At 57.6% G+C, this 16201-nt stretch carries 14 protein-coding genes and 1 pseudogene; 7 read left to right on the top strand and 8 right to left on the bottom strand.

Annotated elements, in window-relative coordinates:
• Positions 1–773 (top strand): annotated as a pseudogene (locus HMPREF3153_RS12450) (IS256 family transposase); the annotation flags it as partial.
• Positions 774–862: 89 nt separating this feature from the next.
• Here HMPREF3153_RS12450 and HMPREF3153_RS12625 read toward each other — a convergent pair.
• The 4 genes from HMPREF3153_RS12625 to HMPREF3153_RS07035 form a co-directional block, all read right to left on the bottom strand.
• On the bottom strand, positions 863–1489 hold the full coding sequence (locus tag HMPREF3153_RS12625) for a DUF2335 domain-containing protein (protein WP_052953141.1): 627 nt from the start codon (positions 1487–1489) through the stop codon (positions 863–865).
• A 597-nt stretch (positions 1490–2086) separates the two neighbouring features.
• Entirely contained in the window at positions 2087–3100 is a 1014-nt protein-coding gene (gene ilvC, locus HMPREF3153_RS07045; RefSeq protein WP_005532148.1) for a ketol-acid reductoisomerase, read from the bottom strand.
• Between the two features lie 89 nt (positions 3101–3189).
• Entirely contained in the window at positions 3190–3705 is a 516-nt protein-coding gene (ilvN, locus tag HMPREF3153_RS07040) for an acetolactate synthase small subunit (RefSeq protein ID WP_070420432.1), read from the bottom strand.
• A 5-nt stretch (positions 3706–3710) separates the two neighbouring features.
• Positions 3711–5558, bottom strand: coding sequence for an acetolactate synthase large subunit (locus HMPREF3153_RS07035; protein WP_046645576.1), 1848 nt, complete (start codon positions 5556–5558; stop codon positions 3711–3713).
• Positions 5559–5956: 398 nt separating this feature from the next.
• Between HMPREF3153_RS07035 and HMPREF3153_RS07030 the strand changes: the two genes are divergently transcribed.
• The 3 genes from HMPREF3153_RS07030 to HMPREF3153_RS07020 all read left to right on the top strand — a co-directional run bounded on the left by HMPREF3153_RS07030 (position 5957) and on the right by HMPREF3153_RS07020 (position 9782).
• Complete coding sequence (locus HMPREF3153_RS07030) at positions 5957–6520, top strand: PH domain-containing protein (RefSeq protein WP_005532144.1); 564 nt, start codon at positions 5957–5959, stop codon at positions 6518–6520.
• Positions 6521–6584: 64 nt separating this feature from the next.
• Positions 6585–8438, top strand: coding sequence for a dihydroxy-acid dehydratase (ilvD, locus tag HMPREF3153_RS07025; protein ID WP_070420431.1), 1854 nt, complete (start codon positions 6585–6587; stop codon positions 8436–8438).
• 87 nt (positions 8439–8525) lie between these two features.
• Positions 8526–9782, top strand: coding sequence for a glycosyltransferase family 87 protein (locus tag HMPREF3153_RS07020; RefSeq protein ID WP_049192185.1), 1257 nt, complete (start codon positions 8526–8528; stop codon positions 9780–9782).
• On the opposite strand, the gene HMPREF3153_RS07015 is transcribed toward HMPREF3153_RS07020, so the two are convergent.
• The 3 genes from HMPREF3153_RS07015 to HMPREF3153_RS07005 all read right to left on the bottom strand — a co-directional run bounded on the left by HMPREF3153_RS07015 (position 9737) and on the right by HMPREF3153_RS07005 (position 11833).
• Positions 9737–10069 carry a transcriptional regulator gene (locus tag HMPREF3153_RS07015; protein WP_049192183.1) on the bottom strand — a complete coding sequence of 111 codons (333 nt, stop codon included), beginning with the start codon at positions 10067–10069 and terminating at the stop codon, positions 9737–9739. The two genes, HMPREF3153_RS07020 and HMPREF3153_RS07015, sit on opposite strands and share 46 nt — an antisense overlap.
• Positions 10062–10502: a hypothetical protein gene (locus HMPREF3153_RS07010; protein WP_070420430.1), complete on the bottom strand. Its 441-nt coding sequence runs from the start codon at positions 10500–10502 to the stop codon at positions 10062–10064. Before HMPREF3153_RS07010 ends, HMPREF3153_RS07015 begins: the two co-directional genes overlap by 8 nt.
• 122 nt (positions 10503–10624) lie before the next feature.
• Positions 10625–11833 carry a DoxX family protein gene (locus HMPREF3153_RS07005; protein WP_070420429.1) on the bottom strand — a complete coding sequence of 403 codons (1209 nt, stop codon included), beginning with the start codon at positions 11831–11833 and terminating at the stop codon, positions 10625–10627.
• Between the two features lie 238 nt (positions 11834–12071).
• Here HMPREF3153_RS07005 and HMPREF3153_RS07000 point away from each other — a divergent pair, with 238 nt between their 5' ends.
• Positions 12072–13163: a glutathione S-transferase C-terminal domain-containing protein gene (locus HMPREF3153_RS07000; protein WP_070420428.1), complete on the top strand. Its 1092-nt coding sequence runs from the start codon at positions 12072–12074 to the stop codon at positions 13161–13163.
• Positions 13164–13176: 13 nt separating this feature from the next.
• Here HMPREF3153_RS07000 and HMPREF3153_RS06995 read toward each other — a convergent pair whose 3' ends face one another.
• Positions 13177–14037: a LysR family transcriptional regulator ArgP gene (locus HMPREF3153_RS06995; protein ID WP_005532133.1), complete on the bottom strand. Its 861-nt coding sequence runs from the start codon at positions 14035–14037 to the stop codon at positions 13177–13179.
• A 69-nt stretch (positions 14038–14106) separates the two neighbouring features.
• Here HMPREF3153_RS06995 and HMPREF3153_RS06990 point away from each other — a divergent pair, with 69 nt between their 5' ends.
• Both HMPREF3153_RS06990 and HMPREF3153_RS06985 read left to right on the top strand, forming a co-directional pair.
• Positions 14107–14775, top strand: a complete 669-nt coding sequence (locus HMPREF3153_RS06990) for a LysE/ArgO family amino acid transporter (RefSeq protein WP_049160196.1) — start codon at positions 14107–14109, stop codon at positions 14773–14775.
• A gap of 151 nt (positions 14776–14926) precedes the next feature.
• On the top strand, positions 14927–16201 hold the full coding sequence (locus HMPREF3153_RS06985) for an Nramp family divalent metal transporter (protein WP_070420427.1): 1275 nt from the start codon (positions 14927–14929) through the stop codon (positions 16199–16201).

Raw genomic sequence — 16201 nt, 5'->3', positions numbered from 1 at the left:
CCCTACGTGTAAAAATCCGTGACAACGGACGCGTCGTCAACAAGGCGGTCTACATGGCTGTCGGTGTGGACATGGAAGGCATCAAGCACATCTTGGGCTTGTGGGTAGCTGCCAATGAAGGTGCAGCATTCTGGTCGCAGGTATGCGCAGAAATCGCCAACCGCGGTGTCAACGATGTTTTTATTGTCTGTTGTGACGGACTGAAAGGTTTTCCCGAAGCAATCCAGGCAACCTGGCCGGACTCCATGGTCCAAACCTGAGTGGTGCATCTGATTCGTGCCGCTAACAGGTGGGTAGCCTCCGGCGACCGGAAAGAGATCTCGAAGCAACTACGAGGCATCTATACCGCTGTCAACGAGAATGAAGCTCGACGTGCACTCGATGAGTTTGAGACCAGCGAGCTTGGCCAGAAGTATCCGTAATCAGTGAAAGTCTGGCGCGACGCGTAGGACAGGTTCATTCCGTTCCTGCAGTTCCCGCCAGCGGCAAGGAAGGTTATCTACACCACCAATTCCATCGAATCGATGAACAGTCAGCTGCGAAAAACAACACGAAACCGAGTTCAGTTCCCGTCGGATTCAGCGGCAGTGAAGACGCTGTGGTTGATGATCTGTAACATCGAGAACCGTCGTCCTGCCCGCCGCGCTAAAGAAGGAGCCAAAGCTTCTGCTGCAGCCAAGCAACCTATCGAAGGCAGCAAGACCAGCAACTGGAAGCAGGCAATCAATCAGCTATCCGTGGCCTACCCCAACAGGTTCGCCGCATACTTGTAAATCAACCCCCGTACACAAACGGACAGACACCCTCGCCGGTGGCAGGATATAAATAGTCGCGTCGATTATATCACACAGCGTGACAAAACTCAGTCGTCATTCTCCCCATCGTGTCGCACTGGATTCACCTGCAGACCTTCTTTGCCCGTGCGATACGCCATGTATGCACTTGCAGCAGTAACAATTAGCGCCACTACGCTGGGGACCGGTTTGTCGAACCAAGCCATAATAAGCGTGCCAAGAAGAGCGATGATGGCAACCGCTGAAAACAACCCTTGCTGACGTCGTTCAATTAAACCTCGATTGTCAATCGAACGAGCAGTTGCTTTTTGAATTTCTGCATCAGCCAAAGCAGTTTGATGGTAGGCATCAATTGATTTCTCGGCCATCTGGACAATACGATCCGCAGCACCGGGAAGAACATCGTCATACCCAGCGAAATCGTTTACTGATGGTAGCGGCCCTGTGTGAGTCGCTATCATCGTTTGGAACTCAGCCGAAGTGATTTGGCGTTCTTCGTCTGGAGTTATTACCTCGAGATCGGGATCTGTTGCATTGCACTCGTCAATGCTCGACCGGTGTCTTTCCAGCCCTCCACGACCAGGGTCTCGGGCCTCGGAGTTCTCACTCCGTAAATCTTTTCCCCGCTGTTCGTCGTCGCTAGTAGCTTCCGACTCCGCGTCTGGAAGTTCATCTTCCGGCGTGCCATCTGACATCACTACTCCTTTCGCTAGACGGTCACGGTTCTATGGGCTTTTGATTGTAGCCGTTTCTGATGCGCAAGACATCGTGAACCTCGTTTACTTCATATAAGTTAACCCCATCCGCTTGTTTTCGCGTCGCTAACGCTCCTCTTTCCACCCACTTTCTGAAGCGCTCAGGTTTGATGTGAAACCCCTGCTGGTTTAATCGGTAGCAGATTATGTTCTATCAAATACCTCTAAGCCTTGAGCCGCTGGGCATCCGTGTATCGCACATTAATCATACGGGAAATCCTCCAAGATTTCGTCCGCATCCCCTTCAGGACGTGGCCCACGTGATGGGGCATTCTCCCAATGTTTTGTTGTCTACGTATGCGCATGTGCTTTCAGGTTCGCAGGACCGTATCACGGCGGCGATTAGCGCCCATGTGGGCAAAGACCTATCGCCAGGCCGTCCGGCTTTGCAGGCGGTCGGCGAGTAGCAGAACAGCAGTAGCGCCCCCGGCTCTTGAATCTAATCAAATCGCCGGGGCGCTTTCGTATCTATTGCGGGATTTTTGCGGGATCCCCGCCTATTGAAAAAGGGTGTCTAACGCTTTCACCTGCGAATTCTTAGGCGGTAGCGTCCAAAGGGTTTTTGACCCAGCTCATGAGGTCACGCAGCTTGGCACCGGTGTCCTCGATTGGGTGTGCGTTAACCTTAGCGCGCATATCCTCGAGTTCCTTGTTGCCGCCCTCAACGTTGGCAACCAGGCGCTTGACGAAGGTGCCATCCTGAATGTCAGTGAGAACGTCCTTCATGCGAGCCTTAACGGAATCGTCAATAATGCGCGGGCCAGCAACGTAGCCGCCGAACTCAGCGGTATCAGAGATGGAGTAGTTCATGTTGGCCAGGCCGCCCTCCCAGATGAGGTCGACGATGAGCTTCATCTCGTGAAGCACCTCAAAGTAGGCCATCTCCGGCTCGTAGCCAGCCTCGGTCAGGGTCTCAAATCCCGCCATCATCAGGTACTCGAGGCCACCACAGAGCACAGCTTGCTCACCGAAGAGGTCGGTCTCGGTCTCGTCCTTGAAGGTGGTCGGAATAACACCCGCACGAGCGCCACCGATTGCTGCAGCGTAGGACAGCGAAAGGTCGTGCCCCTCACCCTTCGGGTCCTGCTCGGTAGCGATAAGACAAGGAACGCCCTTACCGTCAACAAACTGACGGCGAACCAGGTGGCCTGGGCCCTTCGGAGCAACCATACCGATGGTGATGTTCTCTGCTGGTTTGATGAGACCGAAGTGGATGTTCAGGCCGTGGCCGAAGAACAGGGCGTTGCCGTCCTCCAGGTTCGGCTCAATGTCCTCGGAGAAGATCTGTGCCTGGGAGGTATCCGGAGCCAGCAACATGATGACGTCTGCCCACTTAGCCGCCTCAGCGTTGGTGAGAACCTTAAAGCCGGCCTCCTCAGCCTTTGGGCGGGATTTGGAGCCCTCACGCAGACCAATTGCAACCTCAACACCAGAATCGCGCAGGTTCTGTGCGTGTGCGTGGCCTTGGGAGCCATAACCAATGATGGCGACCTTGCGGCCCTGAATGATGGAGAGGTCTGCGTCAGCGTCGTAGAAAGTCTCGATTGCCATGTCAGTATTCCTTACATAGATATTACTGTGCGGTGAACTACCTATAGTTGTACCACACAATGGGATGGTTTGTTCACGATGTGAGATATTTATTTCGAAGGAGCCATCGTCTTTGGTCCGCGCCCCAGCGCCACGTGCCCCGATTGGGCGAGTTCACGGATACCAAAAGGCTCCAAGACATCAAGCAGCGCCCGCAGTTTGCCGGGTGTACCAGTGGCTTCAATAACTACGGACTCTTGCGCGACGTCGACAATGCGCGCGCGGAAGATGTTGACCGCATCAACCACCTGCGGACGATTGGTGTTGTCTGCAGAGACCTTCACCAGCATAATGGCGCGGGCGATGATGGATTCCTCTTTCAGTTCCACAACTTTGAGAACCGGAATGATCTTGTTGAGCTGTTTGGTAACTTGCTCAATGACGACATCGGAAGCATCGACCACGATGGTAAGACGGTTGATGCCTTCCGTTTCCGTACGCGCAGAAACTAACGAGACCAGGTTGTAGCCGCGGCGGGTAAACATACCCGCAACGCGAGAGATGATGCCCTCGATGTCTTGCACCAAGACGGACAGGGTGTGGCGGGTGATTTCATTCGTTGCCATTATTCTTAGGCCTCCTCGACCATCTCGTGGATTTCTGCGGGATCCTCAGCAGCGGACTCGTTCTCATCAAATAGTGGTCGCAGTCCCAATGCATACTGGATCTCCTCATTGGAAGCGCCACCACCAATCATCGGCCATACCTGAGCATCCTGCCCCACGATGAAGTCGATGACCACTGGACGGTCGTTGATTTCGCGCGCCCGCTTGATGGCCGGCTCGACTTCCTCTTCCTTGGTGACGCGAATCGACTCACAGCCCAGCGCCTCCGCGAGCTTCACAAAGTCCGGGAGATACTCATCGTGCTCACGCAGCTTGGTGTTGGAGTAGTTCTGGTCGTAGAAAAGTGTCTGCCACTGACGCACCATGCCCAAATTGCCGTTATTAATAACAGCCACCTTGAATGGAAAGCCTTCCACCGCCGCGGTGGTCAGCTCCTGGTTGGTCATCTGGAAGCAGCCATCGCCGTCGATAGCCCACACTTCCCTATCCGGGCAAGCAGCCTTAGCACCCAGCGCAGCGGGGACCGCGTAGCCCATCGTGCCCGCACCACCGGAGTTAATCCAGGTCCGCGGCTTTTCAAAATCAATAAACTGAGCAGACCACATCTGATGCTGGCCCACACCGGCACAATAGATTGCCTCAGCACCGACGATGGAGCTGAGCTTTTCCAATACGAACTGCGGATTGAGCAAACCGTCCGGCGTGGGCTCATAGCCCCGCGGGAAACGCTTCTTTAGATCCTCCAGGTAGGCCATCCACTCCCCGATCGCCGGTGGGTTGAGCTTCGCATCATTCTGGAAAGCCTTGGTCAACTGCAGCAGCACCTCGCAGGCATCACCGACGATTGGAACGGCCACCTCCCGGATCTTGCCAATTTCGGCCGGGTCCACGTCCGCGTGGATAACCTGTGCGTTCGGTGCGAAGGTTTCGGTATCGCCCGTAACACGGTCGTCGAAACGTGCACCAATGGCGATAAGCAGATCCGCGCGCTGCATCGCAGCCACCGCCGGAACCGTACCGTGCATGCCCGGCATACCCATGTGCTGCGGGTGCGAATCGGGGAAGGAACCCAGCGCCATCAAGGTGGTGACAACCGGGATCCCAGAAAGCTCGGCAAACTCCACCAGCTCGCGAGAGGCATTCGCTTTGATGACGCCGCCGCCAATGTAGAGAACAGGCGCCTCAGCCTCCGCTATCAACTTTGCAGCCTGCGTGATCTGACGCGGGTGCGGCGTAGTGGTGGGCTTATAACCTGGCAGGTCAATCTGCGGCGGATATACGTACTCGAGCGTGGCGTTCTGCACGTCCTTCGGGATATCGACTAGCACCGGACCAGGGCGCCCAGTCGAAGCCAGGTGGAAGGCTGCGGCGATAGCGGTGGGAATATCCTGCGGATCAGTAACGATGAAGTTGTGCTTGGTAATCGGCATCGTCACGCCGCGGATGTCCGCTTCCTGGAAGGCGTCCGTCCCCAGCAAGCTGGTGCCCACCTGGCCGGTGATGGCCACAACAGGAACGGAGTCCAGGTTGGCGTCGGCAAGCGGCGTAACCAAGTTGGTTGCACCTGGACCGGAGGTCGCAATCATCACACCCACCTTGCCGGAGGCTTGGGCATAACCTTCTGCGGCGTGACCCGCACCCTGCTCGTGGCGGGTAAGCACGTGGCGCAGCTTGGTGGAATGGTGCAATGCATCATAGAGCGGCAGCACTGCGCCGCCCGGAATGCCGAATACTAGGTCAGTGCCTAGGTCTTCTAGGGTGCGGACGATCGCTTGCGCGCCGGTGATAATCTCGGCCCCCTGCTTCTTAGCAGAGGCCACCGATGCCGGGGTGGGCGGATGTGTAGCTGCCACGGGGAATGAGCTCCTTGTTGATGAATTGCTGTATCTACTTTGGGTGACAACCCGGGGATGGTGGGATGTCCGTTTGCTAATGAAACACCCTGGGTGCGGTGCCACATTTGCTGAACTGACCAGAAAATGCCAACGCCCCCGTCTCAACTTCCGCTAAGAAGTTGGCGAGGGCGCTTGCTTTTCGACGTCGCTGAAGTTTGATTCGGCAACCCGTTACGGCAAACGCCGCGCCGGTACTACTAGCTGAAGTCGAATAATGATCATGGGAATTACTATACACATATAGATATCGGCCTACTGGAAATACCCCCACTTTTGGGAGCGACGTTCCATTTTGCGAGATAGCACAGGTGGGGCGGTTAACACGGAGGGGGCAAAGTCAATTAGCATAAGCACCTATGACGTCATCTCACCCACAGAACGCCGACTCCGCTCCCGCCTCGGAGGCCCGGGCCACCCACGCCCAGGCAGAGGAATTCAAGCCCGCTCGAGACCACATTTTGGGCATCATTCTTTTATCCGCCATCGCACTGCTCAGCATCGGTTGGGCTCCCAAGTATCTGGCTTGGCTGCTCATCGTTCCAGTGTTGTGCATCTGGTGGGTATTGAAGTCCCGCACTCGTGTCTCCGAAAAGGGCATTGCAATCAGCTACGCATTCAAGGGTTCCCAAAACATCTCTTGGGACAACTTCGCAGGCATTGGTTTCCAGCGTGCCAAAGCATTCGCCCGCACGAAGTCCGGAAAGCAGTTCACGCTTCCGGGCGTCACCTTCAATTCGTTGCCAAGGCTTTCCGACGCCTCCCGCGGCCGCATCCCCGATGCGCTAACCGCCGGGCGTGACGCCGCCGACGAGAAAGTGGTGATCGTGCACCGCGATGGTCAGCAGGTTCTCATGTCCAAGGAAGAATACAGCCAATACCTCGAAAAACACCCCGAGCGAGCCCCCAAAGCTGAGCATTAACGACCTTCTCAGCCCACCAGTAAGCGTCTAGTAGCACGCCATAGAGATAAAGGATTATCACCCCATGTTTCCGCTGCGCTCGAAAGTAACCACCGTTGGCCGCCAGGCATCTGGTGCGCGTGCCCTATGGCGCGCAACCGGCACCCAGGAGCACGAATTCGGCAAGCCAATCGTGGCGATTGCTAACTCCTACACCCAGTTTGTGCCAGGCCACGTTCACCTCAAAAATGTGGGCGACATCGTGGCCGATGCGGTCCGCGCAGCCGGTGGCGTCCCAAAGGAGTTCAACACCATCGCTGTCGACGACGGAATCGCCATGGGCCACCAGGGCATGCTGTACTCCCTGCCTTCACGTGAAATCATCTCTGATTCCATCGAGTACATGGTCAATGCCCACACCGCGGACGCACTGGTGTGTATCTCCAACTGTGACAAGATAACCCCGGGCATGCTCAATGCAGCACTGCGCCTGAACATCCCCACCATCTTCGTCTCCGGCGGCCCCATGGAGGCAGGCAAGGTCGTCGTAGTCGACGGCGTCGCCAAGGCCCCGACCGACCTCATCACCGCTATCACGGCGTCGGCAAGCGACGACGTCTCTGACGAGGATCTGCTCACCCTCGAGCAGTCTGCCTGCCCTACCTGCGGTTCATGCTCCGGCATGTTCACCGCCAACTCCATGAACTGCCTGACCGAGGCACTCGGCTTGGCACTGCCGGGCAACGGCACCACCCTGGCCACGCACACAGCCCGCAAGGCGCTGTTTGAAGAGGCCGGCTCCACCATCGTGGACATGTGCCGCCGCTACTACGGCGAGGAACACGAATCCGTCCTCCCGCGCAGCATCGCCACTAAGGAAGCCTTCACCAACGCCATGGCGCTCGACATGGCCATGGGCGGTTCCACCAACACCATCCTCCACACCTTGGCCGCTGCGCAGGAGGGCGAGGTGGACTTCACTTTGGAGGACATCAACGAGATCTCCTACCGCGTACCGTGCCTGTCCAAGGTCGCGCCTAACGGCACCTACCACATCGAGGACGTCCACCGTGCCGGCGGCATCCCCGCCATCCTTGGCGAGCTACGTCGCGCTGGCCACCTCAACCTGAAGGTGCACACCGCGCTCTACGACAACGCTGAACAGTGGTTGGACGACTGGGACATCCGTAACGACAAGGCTCTAGACAAGGCCCGCGAGCTCTTCTACGCCGCACCGGGCGGCGTGCGCACCACCGAGCCTTTCTCCCAGTCCAACCGCTGGGAGTCGCTGGATACCGACCAAGCCAATGGCTGCATCCACGATGCAGAACACGCTTTCTCCTCCGACGGCGGCCTCGTGGTCTTGCGCGGCAACCTCGCACCGAACGGCGCCATCGTCAAGGCTGCTGGTGTCGAGGAAGAGCTGTGGAAGTTCTCCGGCCCGGCCCGCGTGGTCGAGTCCCAGGAAGAGGCCGTCTCCATCATCTTGAAGCGCGAGGTGCAGGCGGGCGATGTCATCGTCATCCGTTACGAGGGCCCGGCCGGCGGCCCAGGCATGCAGGAGATGCTCCACCCGACGTCCTTCCTCAAAGGCTCGGGCCTGGGCAAGGCCTGCGCGCTCATCACGGACGGCCGCTTCTCCGGCGGCACCTCCGGCCTATCCATCGGCCACATCTCCCCTGAGGCAGCCCACGGCGGCCTCATCGGTTTGGTTGAAAACGGCGACACCATCTCCATTGACATCCACGAGCGCAAGCTCTCCTTGGACGTTGATGAGACGGAGCTGAAGCGACGTCGCCAAGCGCAAGAGCAGCGCGAAAAGCCATGGACCCCGGTTGAGCGCAACCGCCCTGTCTCCAAGGCTCTGCGCGCTTATGCCAACATGGCAACCTCCGCTGACCGCGGTGCCGTCCGCGTGGTAGATGGCCACGTGAACTAAGCGTTCCCGCTGCTTATTCGAACTAACTTCGCCCATGCGCCACGTCCTACGCAGCGCATGGGCGAAAGTGTCCTATTGTTGAATCCGATGAAACCCGCGAATACAACTTTGAAATGGGCACTAACGCTGTTCGGCCTCATTGGCGGAACTGTGGGAATGATCCTGCATGTGCGCATGACAGACTTCCCCATCGACATGGTCATCTACCGGGAAGGCGTGAAGGCTTATCTCGAGGGCCGCTCCATGTATTCGGAGCCCATGATGGCCGGCGACATAGCGCTACCCTTCATCTACCCGCCATTCGGCGCGCTCGCGATGGTGCCACTCACGGCGCCTGACTGGATTACCCACGACATGGCCGGCAACATCATGAACGTGTTGTCGGACCTGCTTGTGCTCGCCTGCCTTTATTTCATTTTCCGTGCATTGCTCAAGGACCGCACATGGCTCTTGCCGGTGGTTTCCCTGGTTTGGGCTCTGACGATGGCCTTCGAACCAATTCGCCTCAACAACGGCTTTGCGCAGGTCAACATCGTCATCATGGCCCTGGTCATCTTAGATCTCGTTCCGCGCAAGCGCTGGCTACCGCAGGGCATCCTCATCGGTCTCGCTGCAGCCATCAAGATCACTCCCCTGGCAATGCTGCTCTACTTCTTGCTGCGCAAGGAGCTTAAGCCGATCCTGATTGCTATCGGCACTGCAGCCGCGGCTACGCTGGCAGCCGCCGCGGTTCGCTGGCAGGCATTCGTAGAGTTCTTTACCTCAAAGCTGCTCGACATGGGCTCGGGCGCCGACTTCGGCGTGGCCACCGATTACCAGTCCAACAGCTCACTCAAGGCGGTCGTGCAGCGCCTGTTCCCCTCCACGGAGTCGATGGAGGCCAACGGAACCCTCATCAACATCATCTGGCTGGTGCTGGCGCTTGCGGTGGTCGCCGTAGGCTCGCTGCTCATCTTGGCATTGCTCAAACGCAACATGCTTATCGACGCCCAGCTGGTCACCGCACTAGTCATGCTGCTGATTTCCCCAGTCTCTTGGTCTCACCACTGGGTCTGGCTCGCACTCGTTATCCCGGTCTTCACCTACCGTGCATGGACATGGCGCAACAACACGTGGGTCGCAGGCTCCTTCCTAGCGGTTATGGCAGCGTGGGGCGCGATGGTCATTACGGTGCCACCAAAGTGGTGGTTCGGTGACTCCATTGACGTGCACGGCCAGCCCTTCTATCAGAAGTTCCTCGTGGACGACTTTGTGTGGTTGACCTTCATCGCAGTAGCACTTTTTGCCTACTGCCTGCGCTATGTACCAGCGTCGCCCGCGATTTCCCGCAGCGCCGCTAAGTGAGAATCAAACGCGTTTTTTCCTTCTGCGGTCAGCATGACCCAGACGGTGTCTTTGGCGCGCGTTGAGCCGTACTCGCGGAAGCGGGTAACAAAGCCTGCCTCCTCCAAGACTTTCAGCTGCTTCGACAGCATCGCATCTGTGAGTCCCGTTCCATCGCGCAGCGCACCGAAACGCATCTCCTTCCGCTGCTGGCCCTCGACTGCCCCGAAAGCCCTGAGCGCCGCACAGATCTTGAATCGGTTAAGTGGCTGGATGATGGGGTTTAGAGCAGATAGTGACTCACGCATTGCGGCTCGCCCTCTTGTTTAGATCCAGCGCATCGCTTTGCAGCGCCCAAAACATCGCGCAGCCCCAGATGAAAGCTGCGGCGATCCCAAGCCATATCTTTTCATCAAAAGCCCACATAAGCAGAGCAGGCGCAAACAGCACTGCCATCCCGGCATAGTATTTCTTGTCCGGCTTAGGTTCCTTGCGTGGGTCTTGGCGATAAGACATGCGGGTCTTGGAGCGTTTCTTCCAAGAAAAAATGCACGCGGCAACAGCCACGACCATGACCACCGCAAATACAGGCCATCCCCATTGCTCTGGCGCTACCCCCACCGCCAGCAAGCATAGGGGAAAGACAAAGGAAAGAACTGCGTTGGCGAGAGTTTGGGGCTTTTCTGCACGATGCGTTACCTCCTCGTTGAACTTCAGAGACTCTTGAATGTTCTGGTCCATGGCGATGACTCCTCGATGATTCGCTTGCTTTCCCTACTCGAAAACATATTATTTTCCATCTTGGAAAGCAAGGGGGAAAGAGAATCCGCCCACCATTTTTCTGGCAGGCGGATTCAGAGCGATTAAGCGATTGGATTAACTCCCGCACCGAACCACCACAGTGCGACAAGCACGGCGATACCGATGATGACGAAGATCCAAGAGGTGGCCAGCGGACGGCGGGTCCACGAGCGCTTGACATCGAAAGAAATAAAGCCAGGGCCGGTAAACTGAAGCGCGATAGCGATGACAAAAAGCACCAAAGACAGCCATACAGACTCTGGCCAAGTAAAGACATCGAGTCCCGCGCCCGAAGCTGCCAGCTCATGAAGAGCCATAAAGCCGGTGACGACAAGGCCGACCATCGCAGCCAGCGGCGTGACTAGGCCCAGCAGGAGGAATGCACCCGCGATCAGCTGCATAGCCGGCACAGCAATGGCCAACGGCGACGCAAATGCATAGTTGGCAAACTCAGACTCGAGGCCGGATAGCCCCTCGCCGCCGCCCAGTTTAAAGAAGGTCGTTGCGCCAGCCAGAAGCAGATAAGCGCTCAACGCAATACGAACAAAGAGAAGACCGAAGTCAATCGTGCCGCGGCGGCCGTACTCGCGGTATCCCTCACGCTCGGCTTGTTCCGCTTTGAGGCGATCCGAATTTTCTGCCTCTATCTCTGCCTCTAGGTCAACATCCGAGGCGCTGGCCGGCATAACGGTAGTCGCTGCCGCTGGCGCCGCAGCGGCAACAGCCGTGGGAGCAAAGTCAGCATCGTCATAAGAGGAATCTTCTGCCCGATCCTCGGCAACAGCGGGCTCCTCATCGCGCGGGGCAACGAACTGTTTTGTTTCCGCAGCCGGTTCAGCATCTTCAGCTATAGGCTCACCTGCAGGGGCGGCGACTGGAGCGGCCTGCGAATGCTTGCGAGAAGAGTCAAAGGACAGCCCCTCGCCTTCCTTGTGCCCGTTCTCCGGAGCCTGAACAGCCTGAGATGCCACTGTAGAGTCAGCCTCTGAGGCAGACGCGAAGACCTCGGTGGGCTCGGACTCAACAGATGCAGTCTCAGCAGGTTCCGAGTCATGGACTTTAGGTTCTTTGGGCTTGATTTCCTGCGGCTCCGCTCGGCCCGAACGTTGGAATAGCCGGGACCGCGTTGGTGCAGCCGCGGGAGTGACCTCGGTAGCGGCGTCGGCATTGTCCGCAGCCGCATCTGCGGCGGCCTTGTCGCGGCTATAGGTCGGGAGATCGAGATCGTCGTCGAAGCTCGTCGCTTTATCGGGTACATTCTTATCGCTCATACTTCCAACTTAGGGCAGCACGCAGCGCTAATGGTGCACATCACACGGCGCGGCGCGGCCGCAAAGTGTTTTAAGTCCCCGAAATGGGCGCGGCCGGAACCATATTGCCATCGCAACTTTGAGTATGTATCATCAAAAATATATTTTGTTGACACGTTAACAAAATCGGTGGTTTACCTACCTACCCGCATTTTTCAATGCTCTAAGAATCAAAGCATCAACCCATAAGGAATGAACTGTGGCAGCCACAAACGATAAGGACTGGGCGGGCGACGCAAAGAATGCCTCGCCCGACGGCGAGTTCATCCGCGACACCAACTACATCGAGGACCGCATCTCTTCCGAGGTTTCCGAGGTAACCGCCCAAAAAGACGGCACCTTCCTTTGGCCAATGGAAGCAGATCGCTACCGCCTCATTGCCGCCCGCGCTTGCCCATGGGCGCACCGTGCTGTCATCACCCGCCGCCTCATGGGTTTGGAAAACTCAATTTCACTCGGCCTCGCCGGCCCAACCCACGACATTCGTTCCTGGACTTTCGACCTCGATGAGGGCGGGGTGGATCCAGTACTGGGCATTCCTCGTCTCCAGGATGCCTATTTCAACCGCTTCCCCGAGTACCCACGCGGCATCACTGTTCCAGCAATCGTGGAGGAATCTTCCAAGCGCGTTGTCACTAACGACTACCCTTCCATCGTCCGTGACTTCATCAAGGAATGGTCCCAGTTCCAAACCCCAGGTGCGCCAAACCTCTACCCCGAGGAGCACGCGTCTGAAATGGAAGAGATAAACGACTACATCTTCCACAACATCAACAACGGCGTATACCGCTGTGGCTTTGCCGGCTCCCAAGAGGCTTACGAGGCTGCCTACGTCCAATTGTGGGAGGCACTTGATTGGGTCGAGGAACGCCTAGGCAAACAGCGCTACATGGTCGGAAATCACATCACGGAAACTGACATCCGCCTCTTCGTTACCCTCATACGCTTTGATCCGGTCTACTATTCCCACTTCAAATGCTCACGGACCAAGATGGCTGAGATGCCAAATATCCGTGGCTATCTGCAGGAGCTTTTCCAGATCCCAGGTTTCGGAGACACCACCGATTTCACCGAAATCAAGGAACACTACTTCATCGTCCACACCGAGATTAACCCGACGAAGATCGTTCCTGTCGGCCCGAACATGGAATGGCTCATGGAAGACCACGACCGTGACCGTTTCGGCAGTCAGCCTTTCGCCGCAGGCACCGTCCTTCCTGGCCCAGTGCCTAAAGGTGAAGAGGTCAAGAACCCGGAGAGCTTCCAGCAGGCACTGTTTGCAACCTACTAAAAGGCGAGTCTCCTTACTGCCCGCGGAGGACGCTCGACGCAGCCACCACGGATTGCGTTAACTCCTCCAAAACCTCCGACTCCAAGCGCCACCGCTGCCAATAGAGCTCAACGTCCATTGGCTTATCGTCGAGAAGCACCAGTTCCCCGTTGTCCAACAGCGGCCGCGCTTGGAGTTCGGCGATCAAGCCCCAGCCCAGCCCGTAGCGCACCGCGTCCAAGTAGCCCTCCGACGAGGGCACCTGGGAAACCCGGGCACGAATGACGTGCGAATCGATAAAGCGCTCGCGCATGGCGTCGTCCAGAATCTGATCATTGGGACCATAGCCCACCAGCGGCAGCGTCTCCCAACTATCAAAGCCTTCCGCCAGCCAGGGCGCCGCCACCGCGAAATAGCGCATGGTGCCGAGGTACGTCGACTCACAGCCTGAAACGGGAGTGTGCTCGCGCGTAATCGCACCAAGCACGTCTCCCCTACGCAGCATCGCCAACGTACGAGCTTCGTCCTCAATACGGATACGCAGGGCCACCTCGCCGCGCGTCGCGACATCACGCACCACCTCCTTGAACCAGGTGGCCAGGGAGTCCGAGTTCACTGCAACCGTCAAGGGCACACGGGAAAGCCTCGTCTGCAAGCGTGCATCGGTCTCCGCCTGCACCAGCGCCATGCGCCGGGCAGATTGCACAAGAATCTCTCCTGCCTCCGTGGCAGTGACCGGGGTGGCGCGATGCAAGAGCACGCGACCGGTGTTGTGCTCGAGTGCCTTGATACGCTGGCTCACCGCCGAAGGAGTGATTCCTAACACAGCGGCGGCATCCTCAAAACTGCCTTCCTCAACAATGGCCAGCAAAGTTTCCAAATGGACTGGGTTCATGAAGCTATTCTAATCCAGGTTTAGTTTCTTTAACTGGACTTCAGTTTGCAGCGTGGGCACACTAAAAGCATGTCAGTTTTGCTCGCAGGCTTCCTTCTTGGCCTCTCCCTCATCGTCGCTATCGGCCCCCAAAATGCCTACATCATCAAGATGGGCGTCAAACGCGACCACATCGGTGCCATAATCCTTGCCTGCTTGCTTAGCGACGTCATCCTCATCAACGCCGGCGTAGGCGGCATGGGCGTGCTCGTTGAGAAGTTCCCAACCGGCCTGATCATCATGAAGTACCTCGGCGCGGCTTACCTGATTTACTTTGGCTTTACCTGTTTCCGGGATGCATTCAAAAAGGAACAGGAAGCACTCGTCGTTTCAAGCACGCCCCCGTCTGCACCTAATGAAACAGAGCTTGGCGGCGGCACCACCGTCATGACCAAGCAGCGCACCAAGTCGCGCACCTGGGTCAAGCCAGTCATGGGCGCCATGGCTCTAACCTGGCTCAACCCACTCGCCTACGTCGACGTCCTGGTGATGCTCGGCGGTATCGCCCAGCATTACGGCGATCAACGCTGGGTCTTCGCTGCAGGCGCAATCATGGCGAGCGCAGTCTGGTTCCCCACCGTGGGTTATGGCGCCTTCAAACTGTCCCACGTCCTGGCAAAGCCCACTACCTGGCGCTACGTCAACTTCGCCATCGGCTGCGTCATGATGCTGCTGACAGCCAAGCTCCTGCTCCACTAATCGCGCCTTCACCAGTCGTACCTTCACTAGTCGCACTCAGCGGCGCCGAGGCCGCCCTGCCACAAAGTCGAGTGTCCAAAACCACACCAGAGCGCCGGGCCCTACTCTATTGTGACCTGTAAAACATTTTGATTTACAGGAAGGCGCACCCATGAGCACCCCCGCATCCTCATCATCTCCCGCTAGTGGGCATATGGACGTACCGAAGTGGAAAGTAATCGGACCTGGCCTCGTCGCCGCCGCTACCGGCGTTGGTTCTGGTGACTTGGTCGCCACGCTCATCGCCGGTCAGAAGTACGGCTTCGCGCTTCTCTGGGCCTGCATCGCGGGCACCATCATGAAGATCGTCTTGGTCGAGGGCGTCGGGCGCTACACCCTGGCCACCGGCAACACCATGTTCCATGGTTGGTCATCCCTCGGTAAATGGACCTCCTGGTACTTCGCCCCTTACATCATCATCTGGGGATTTGTGTACGGTGCCGCCGCCATGAGCGCCACCGGCATGGCTCTCCACGCGCTCATCCCGCAAGTCCCACTCGTAGCCTGGGCCGTCATCTCCGGCCTCATCGGCTTCGGATTAACCTGGGCCGGCCAATACCGAATGTTCGAGAAGACCATCGCCGTCTTGGTGGGCATCATGTTCCTCACCGTGGTGGGAATCGCCTGCCTATCGCTAAGCAACATCGGAGAAATCCTCAAGGGCTTGGTACCAACGCTGCCAGAGGGCTCATTCGTTTATGTGCTCTCTCTTGCCGGTGGTGTGGGTGGCACAATCACACTTGCAGCTTATGGCTACTGGCTGCATGAGAAAGGCTGGGACTCCCCTCCGTGGATGCGCGTCATGCGCCTCGACAACACCGTGGCTTACGTGGTCACCGGCATCTTTGTTGCTGCAATGCTCATCATCGGCGGCGACTTGCTCTACTCTGCCAACATCGCTGTTTCCAAGGGCGATAAGGGACTGATTGATCTGGCTGACGTCCTCCGTGACCGCTATGGCAGCTTCATGGCACCGGTCTTCTTGATTGGATTCTGGGCCGCCGCGCTGTCTTCCGTTCTTGGCGTGTGGAACGGCGTTTCCATGATGTTCGCCGACTACGTCGGGCACATCAAAAAGCTGCCCCAGGAACACCCCGATACGCAGATGGGTGGCAAGTACTACCGCTGGTTCGTCTTGTGGCTTACCTTCCCACCGATGCTGCTGCTCTTCCTGGGCAAGCCCACGGCACTCGTTATTGCCTACGGTGTCCTCGGCGCATTCTTCATGCCATTCCTCGGCCTCACCCTATTGATCTTGCTCAACACAAGGCACACGCCGCGCGAGTGGCGCAACGGTTGGTTCGTCAACACGTTGATGGCCATTATCTCGGCGGCGTTTGTATATATCTGCGTCAACGAGCTCATCAAGATCTTCGTTGGCGGCTAG

The organism is Corynebacterium sp. HMSC06C06, assembly GCF_001807295.1.
Lineage (GTDB): Bacteria > Actinomycetota > Actinomycetes > Mycobacteriales > Mycobacteriaceae > Corynebacterium > Corynebacterium striatum.
Note: the sequence above shows the minus strand (reverse complement) of the source record. Positions and strands in the feature narration are given on the sequence as shown.

What these genes read in the sequence shown, in the direction of transcription:
- HMPREF3153_RS07030 (WP_005532144.1), top strand. Translation starts at nt 5,957, where the DNA reads ATGACGTCATCTCACCCACAGAACGCCGACTCCGCTCCCGCCTCGGAG.
- HMPREF3153_RS07015 (WP_049192183.1), bottom strand. Translation starts at nt 10,069, where the DNA reads ATGCGTGAGTCACTATCTGCTCTAAACCCCATCATCCAGCCACTTAAC.
- HMPREF3153_RS06985 (WP_070420427.1), top strand. Translation starts at nt 14,927, where the DNA reads ATGAGCACCCCCGCATCCTCATCATCTCCCGCTAGTGGGCATATGGAC.
- HMPREF3153_RS07005 (WP_070420429.1), bottom strand. Translation starts at nt 11,833, where the DNA reads ATGAGCGATAAGAATGTACCCGATAAAGCGACGAGCTTCGACGACGAT.
- HMPREF3153_RS06990 (WP_049160196.1), top strand. Translation starts at nt 14,107, where the DNA reads ATGTCAGTTTTGCTCGCAGGCTTCCTTCTTGGCCTCTCCCTCATCGTC.
- HMPREF3153_RS12625 (WP_052953141.1), bottom strand. Translation starts at nt 1,489, where the DNA reads ATGTCAGATGGCACGCCGGAAGATGAACTTCCAGACGCGGAGTCGGAA.
- ilvN (WP_070420432.1), bottom strand. Translation starts at nt 3,705, where the DNA reads ATGGCAACGAATGAAATCACCCGCCACACCCTGTCCGTCTTGGTGCAA.
- ilvC (WP_005532148.1), bottom strand. Translation starts at nt 3,100, where the DNA reads ATGGCAATCGAGACTTTCTACGACGCTGACGCAGACCTCTCCATCATT.
- HMPREF3153_RS06995 (WP_005532133.1), bottom strand. Translation starts at nt 14,037, where the DNA reads ATGAACCCAGTCCATTTGGAAACTTTGCTGGCCATTGTTGAGGAAGGC.
- ilvD (WP_070420431.1), top strand. Translation starts at nt 6,585, where the DNA reads ATGTTTCCGCTGCGCTCGAAAGTAACCACCGTTGGCCGCCAGGCATCT.
- HMPREF3153_RS07010 (WP_070420430.1), bottom strand. Translation starts at nt 10,502, where the DNA reads ATGGACCAGAACATTCAAGAGTCTCTGAAGTTCAACGAGGAGGTAACG.
- HMPREF3153_RS07020 (WP_049192185.1), top strand. Translation starts at nt 8,526, where the DNA reads ATGAAACCCGCGAATACAACTTTGAAATGGGCACTAACGCTGTTCGGC.